The following is a 6,000-nucleotide window of genomic DNA, read 5'->3' as shown; positions in this document are numbered from 1 at the left end:
GTCGCCGGGGTATTCGGTCTGCGACCACGCCAGCTCGCGATCGGTCATCGCCTCGTCGTCGATCACCAGCACGTCGCCGGCGCCGAGGTCGACGACGTCGCCGGTGGCGTGCGCGGACGCGAGCAGGCCGATCGACGTCCGCGTGCGCAGGCTCAGCTCGTCCCCGCGGGCGGCCAGCTGCAACGCGCCGCACGCCGCCGCGAGGGCGGGCTGCGCCGGCGTCAGGACCGGCGTGCGTCCGTGCACCGAAAGCCGTTCGGCGACAAGCGGAATGTGCGCGCCCCCGCCGACGGCCACCACGGCCGCGAGGTCCGTCCAGCCCTTTCGGTAGCGCACCAGCATGTCGTCCAGCGCGTAGATGAAGCCGGTCAGCCGGTCGGTCATCAGGTCTTCGAGGTCGTCTCGCCTGAGCGTGAGGCTGCACCGGCGCTCGCCGAGTTCGGCCGTGATCTCGGTGACCGCGTCGGTGGACAGCCGCTCCTTGGCCAACCGGCATTGCTCCCGCAGCTCGCCGAGCTGCCCCACGGCGGCGGTGCTGCCCGGGTCGATGCCGCTGCCGCGGCCCAGCTCCTCGAACACCCGCAGCAGCAGCTCCTGGTCGATCTCGTCCCCGGACAGGGCCGCGTAACGCATTGTCGCGCTGACCAGTTCGAAATCGCCCGCGACGTTGACCAGCGTGGCCGACGTGCCGCCGCCGCCGAAATCGAGCAGCCCCACCACACCGTCGTCGGGCAGGCCGAGCTCGGACTTGACCGCGGTCAACGACGCGATCGCGTCGGAGACCAGCCGCGGTGCCATGCCGCTGCGCACGAACCCCAGATGGGTTCGCAATCCGTCGCGCAGCGCCTGCACCGTAACGGGTTTCCAGTAGGCGGGCACGGCGATGGAGATGTCCGAAGAAGAGGCGTCCGCGCCGGCGGCGCGCACCATCCCGTCCAGCGCCTCCACCGTGAGCAGTTCCGGGTCATGCGCGGACCCGTCGGCCGACACCAGCGCCACCGAGTCGCCGATGCGCTCGACGAAGCCCCGCATCATCACGCCCGGCTCCGCCGGATACGAAGTCTCTTCGGGCACACCGACTTTCGGCGCACAGTGCGGATATAGGGTCAGCACCGACCGCCGGGTTACCGGTGGGCTTTCGTTACGCGCAGCGACCAGGTTCGTGGTCCCGATCGACAACCCGAGTGGGTCGTACATAGAGCGAAAACTTTCGTCTATAGGGGTCGGTGGCCAGCGTTAACCATAGCCGCGGACACGCCCAAAACCGATGGCTTGCAACGTCATCGGTATCCGGTCGATGCCACCTCGTCACCGAAGCGGTACCGCAGGCCCCTTGACAAATCCGCGCCGGTGCTTACACCACGGTCAGCGGCAGCGATCGCCTGGGTTCAAACTGGAATGTCGCTCCGCCACTGACTTTCGTTACCGACACCTCGGGCAGTTCGGCGGCCGCGGTGTCGGTTTCCACCAGTTCGGCGGTCCAGTCGGTGTTGGTGCCGCTGACCCGGACCCCGACGTGCGGGTCGACTGCGGTGGCGATCGCCTGCAGCGGCTGCACGGATTCGGGTGAGCACAGGGCGATCCAGGCGGCGTCGTCGTGGGCGGGTGAGCGGTGCACCACGAGCCGGTCGGCCGTTTCCGCGCGGACGTAGCCGGCGGGGTTGAGCAGCGGGTGCAGTTCGAGCACCTCGAGCACCCCCTGGACCCCACCCGGGAGCTTCAGCGCCCGGTGAATGCGTTCGGCGGCCACGCCCGCGATGCCGGTCAGGCCCTGGGTGCAGACCGTCACGGCCTGGGCGTCGTCGGCGGCGCGTGCGGTCACCGCGATGGCGAACGACAGGTAGAGCAGATGCATCTGCAGGCACACCTCGTCGGCCATCCGGACCAGCGCCGAATGCGAGAAGCCGGCGAAGTCGAAGTCGGACAGCAACGGTCCGGAGTAGTCCGCGTTGCCCTCGTCGGAGCGGTCGATCGGCTCGAGTTCCCATGTCGCGGCGCGGGTTTGGCGCACGATGTCCAGCGCGGGAATGCTTTGGGCCTCCGGGTAGGACTCGTCGATGATGACGGTCCACGCGCAGTGTGGGTGGCGATCCTTGGGTGTTCGCGGCGGCCGGTGGATGGGGCGCACCTGGGCGCGCGCGTTGGTTGCCACCGCGGTGGCGTCGAACGTCGGATCCTCGATGGTGTGGCACATCCCGAAGACGTACTTTTCCCCCATCGGCTCGACGTCGAGCAGCGCGCCGCAGTGGTCGAGCTGGAATTCGCCGTGCCACTTGTCGTGGACGGTGTAGCGGAAGTCCATGAATTGCGGCGGCGCGCCGATGTCGAGCTGCAGCCCCTTGAAGATGGTCGGCACGTCGTTGCCCTCGAAGTTGAGCGCCCGCTGCATGCGGCGGGTGTAGATGGGGCTGGCGCCCGCCCATTCCTCGATGGCGATCTGCACCATCTCCTCGCGGCCGAACGCGCTGATGCACCAGGCCATGCCCGAGCGGTCGATCAGCTGCCCGATCAGCAGCAGTTCGGGGACCAGCACGGCCAGCTGCTCGCGGGTCAACCGCGCGTATCGGCTCACCGGCCAAAAATAGACTCGGCTATGTTATAAAGTCAACAATGTCCGTTATCGCAGGTCAGGCCGGAGGCTCGGTTGGCCCCACCCGGCGCACCACCGCGCCGCGCAAGCGCGGCGACGACACCCGCGCGCGGATCATCGACGAGACCGTCCGCTGCATCACCGAGGAAGGCTTCGCCGCGGCGACCGCCAAACACGTGGCCGAGCGCGCGGGCGTGACCTGGGGGGTGATCCAGTATCACTTCGGCGATCGCAACGGACTGTTGATGGCAGTCGTGGACGACGGGGTGGACCGGCTGATCGACAGCCTGTCGTCGGCCGACGTCAGCGAGTTGCCCCTACGGGAGCGCATCGAGGTGGTGGTCGACACCGCGTGGGCCTGCTACAGCAGCCCCACGTCGATGGCGGCGTTCGAGATTCTGCGCGCCACCCGCGGCGGACCGGGCGAGTCGCCGCGCCGGCACCTGCTGGAAATTAACGACGCCATCGGCCAGTTGGGGCGGCTGATCACCGACGATCCGGCGAATGCCGGTGTGGCCGAGGTCATCTGGGCCACCTTGCGGGGCGTGGTGTTGGTGCGGATGGTCACCGGGACCGCGATCGACTGGAGCCTGGAGCGACGGGCCCTGATCGACATGGTCACCCGCCACCTCTCCGACGGCCGGTGACCGTGCTTTACGTCTCGGCGACGCCGGCCCGTCGATGCGAGCGCAGCGGGCCAATCACCCGTGTGCTGCAATGACCTGATGACCCCTCACGATCTCGCCGACATCGAAGCCATCAAGCAGGTCAAGTACCGGTACCTGCGCGCGCTGGACACCAAGCACTGGGACGACTTCGCCGACACCCTCGCCGAGGACATCAAGGCCGACTACGGCCCGTCGCTCGGCAACGAGTTGCACTTCACCAACCGCGACGACCTGGTCGAGTACATGCGTACGTCGCTGCCCGCCAACGTCATCACCGAGCACCGGGTGACCCATCCCGACATCGTCGTCGACGGCGACACCGCAACGGGCAGTTGGTATTTGCAGGACCGGGTGATCGTCGCCGACCTGAACTTCATGCTGATCGGCGCCGCCTTCTACCGCGACACCTACCGGCGCACCGATGCCGGCTGGAAGATCGCGGGAACCGGGTACGACCGGACCTACGACGCCACAATGTCGTTGGAGGGCATGAACTTCGCGCTCAAGCCCGGGCGCGCGCTGGCCACCTGAGGCGCTACTTGGTGATCGCGATTACCGCGCCGGGCCGCAGCCATTTCATGATCGACACCAGCTGAGCGTCGTCGACGGCGACGCAGCCCTCGGTGGGTTTCCCGTCGGTGGTGTGGAAGAAGAACGCCGCGCCGCCGCCCGGGGTCTTGTTCTTGTTCACGCCCATCACGACCGCGTGCTTGTACTGCGGGATTTGCAGGTTTTCACTTTCGGCGGTGTTGAACGGGCACTGCGCCTTCTGGCACACCTGCATGGAGTTGAAGGTTGGGCTGTGGTCGTCGCCGCTCCACCAGTGGTTCGGCCCCACCTGGGTGTAGGGCAGGCCGGTGCCGGGGTTGGGCGCGGTGCCGAAGGCGGAGTCCAGCGTGTAGACGCCCATCGGGGTGGCCGGCACCCCGCTCTTGGCCTGGGGCGCCATGCCCGCCGAACCGACGTGGGTGGGGATGCCCGTCCGCAGCGCCTCCCAGCCGGCGGCGGTGCGCTGGTAGATGTCCATGGTCGCGTTCGATCCGCCGGTGCTCATCACCGAAACCACCTGCGTGGCATCACCGACCGCGTTCGCAAACCAGGGAGCCCCGGCCGCGCCGCCGACCGGCGCCAGGGCCAGCGCCACGAGAAATGCGCACGCCGAAGCGAACAGCGAAGCGAGCAGTCGGCGCATGACCTCAATCGTCGAACCCGCGGGGCGCGGGGTCAAGTAAAGCTTTCGACCCGGTTAGGTCACCGCGCCGTGACCAAATCCGCGGTGTCCCACGGTCTTCGGGAGAACGCGGCGGTCGGCGGCCGAATCACCGTGATACACAACAGGAAATACAGGTAGCCCAGCGCCCAGCCGGCCAACACGTCGGACGGGTAGTGCACGTTCAGCGCCACCCGGGAAATCCCCGCCGCCAACGCGATCAGCACGACCACCGCGACCGCGACACCGCGCACCGCCCCGCGGATCGCCGGCAACGCCAGGCTCAGCGCCGCGAGCAACGCGGCCGTCACCTCCAGCGCGTGCCCGGACGGAAACGACGTTTCGGCCGCGGCCACCAGCATGGTCGACGGCCGCGGCCGGTCCGCCAGCGCCTTCGCCGCCACCGTCACCAGCCCGCTGAGCGGCGCGCAGGCCAACAGCAGCAGCCCCGCGCGCACCCGGCGCAGCGCCAGGGCGACCACCGCGGCCACGGTGCCCAGCACCCGCAGCGGGACCGGGCCCAGCGCGAACGAGACGTCCGCCCAGAGTCGCACCCACCACGGGTGGTCGAGCGCGCCGGTGCGCGCGGCATCCAGCAGCGAGGAGTCCGCGCGCTGCACCCAGTGCCAGTGCTGCGCGTACCCCACCCACATGAGGGCGTAGACCGCCAGGGCGATGCAGACGGCCGCAACGGCCCGCGGTCGGGTCATACCCCACCGATACCAGCCGGGCCGCGAGCGGCCTGACCACGCCGTCTTTCAACCCGGTCCATACTGTCGTCATGGCCGTATTCGTTCGCAGGTTGTTCGGCATCGGCAAGCTGCCCGAGGACGTGCACGCGCAGGTGGAGGCGGAGGGCCTGCGCTATCTTGCCGACTTCGTCCCGGTCACCAGGAGGTTCCGCGGCGCCATCCCCGGCGTCCGTCTGCCGCACAGCGTCGCCAGCTACACGGGTTCGCTGGTGTTCACCGACGAGCGGGTGCTGGCCACGCTGTCGATGCTGCCCCGGCTCGCGGGCCCGACCGTCGACGTCCGCTGGGACGCGCCGGAGACCGGTGCGGCGCGGGTGGAGATATCGTCCGCCGGCCTGCAGGTCGACGTGGACGTCGCCCGGGTCGACCCGAAGTTCAGCGGTGAGCTGTCGCTGCACTACAAGGTGGCCATCGGCGACGACGTGCTGGGCGGGCTGCCGCGGCGATCGCTGGCCTTCGACATGCCGCCCGAGTACGTGTTCCGCGCGGTCGGCGTTACCTATAGTCCGTGATCGTCATCCGCGGCCACGGCGGCTGCCGCAGCACCGCCAGGCTGCCGATCACGGCCGCCAGCAGGCCGGTGATCACTCCGATCAGCGCGATGCGGTTGCCGTCCAGGGCGGGCTTCCAGGACGCCTCGCCGTTGCGGATGACGAAGACGCCCAGCGGTTTGGCCACGGGGATCACGGTGGCGCCGTCAGGTGTCTGATAGGGCTCGCCGTACACGCGGCCGGCGGCCCCGTCGGTGGGCAGCCGGTCGAGTAGGTCGAAGGGCTTCAC

At 69.1% G+C, this 6,000-nt stretch carries 8 protein-coding genes; 3 read left to right on the top strand and 5 right to left on the bottom strand.

Going from position 1 to position 6,000, the window contains the following annotated elements:
- Together A5680_RS09510 and A5680_RS09505 are read right to left on the bottom strand one after the other, a co-directional pair.
- A partial coding sequence (locus tag A5680_RS09510; RefSeq protein ID WP_156675048.1) for an Hsp70 family protein occupies nucleotides 1-1,197 on the bottom strand: 1,197 nt, incomplete at its 3' end.
- 157 nt (nucleotides 1,198-1,354) lie between these two features.
- The gene (locus A5680_RS09505) at nucleotides 1,355-2,572 is read right to left on the bottom strand and encodes a hypothetical protein (RefSeq protein WP_067818623.1); all 1,218 of its coding nucleotides are present in this window, start codon (nucleotides 2,570-2,572) and stop codon (nucleotides 1,355-1,357) included.
- A 38-nt stretch (nucleotides 2,573-2,610) separates the two neighbouring features.
- On the opposite strand from A5680_RS09505, the gene A5680_RS09500 reads away from it, so the two are divergent.
- Both A5680_RS09500 and A5680_RS09495 read left to right on the top strand, forming a co-directional pair.
- Nucleotides 2,611-3,237 (top strand): TetR/AcrR family transcriptional regulator, encoded by a 627-nt coding sequence (locus A5680_RS09500; RefSeq protein ID WP_067818620.1) that lies wholly within the window; start codon nucleotides 2,611-2,613, stop codon nucleotides 3,235-3,237.
- Between the two features lie 78 nt (nucleotides 3,238-3,315).
- Nucleotides 3,316-3,789, top strand: coding sequence for a nuclear transport factor 2 family protein (locus A5680_RS09495; RefSeq protein ID WP_197281337.1), 474 nt, complete (start codon nucleotides 3,316-3,318; stop codon nucleotides 3,787-3,789).
- A gap of 4 nt (nucleotides 3,790-3,793) precedes the next feature.
- Here A5680_RS09495 and A5680_RS09490 read toward each other — a convergent pair whose 3' ends face one another.
- Nucleotides 3,794-4,450, bottom strand: coding sequence for a L,D-transpeptidase (locus A5680_RS09490; RefSeq protein WP_055405445.1), 657 nt, complete (start codon nucleotides 4,448-4,450; stop codon nucleotides 3,794-3,796).
- 59 nt (nucleotides 4,451-4,509) lie between these two features.
- Nucleotides 4,510-5,178, bottom strand: a complete 669-nt coding sequence (locus A5680_RS09485) for a phosphatase PAP2 family protein (RefSeq protein WP_067818617.1) — start codon at nucleotides 5,176-5,178, stop codon at nucleotides 4,510-4,512.
- Nucleotides 5,179-5,249: 71 nt separating this feature from the next.
- On the opposite strand from A5680_RS09485, the gene A5680_RS09480 reads away from it, so the two are divergent.
- On the top strand, nucleotides 5,250-5,732 hold the full coding sequence (locus tag A5680_RS09480; protein WP_055405447.1) for a hypothetical protein: 483 nt from the start codon (nucleotides 5,250-5,252) through the stop codon (nucleotides 5,730-5,732).
- Here the strand turns inward: A5680_RS09480 and A5680_RS09475 are convergent.
- Nucleotides 5,716-6,000, bottom strand: coding sequence for a hypothetical protein (locus A5680_RS09475; RefSeq protein WP_055405448.1), 285 nt, complete (start codon nucleotides 5,998-6,000; stop codon nucleotides 5,716-5,718). The two genes, A5680_RS09480 and A5680_RS09475, sit on opposite strands and share 17 nt — an antisense overlap.

This window comes from Mycobacterium sp. E2989 (genome assembly GCF_001667595.1).
GTDB lineage: Bacteria > Actinomycetota > Actinomycetes > Mycobacteriales > Mycobacteriaceae > Mycobacterium.
Note: the sequence above shows the minus strand (reverse complement) of the source record. Positions and strands in the feature narration are given on the sequence as shown.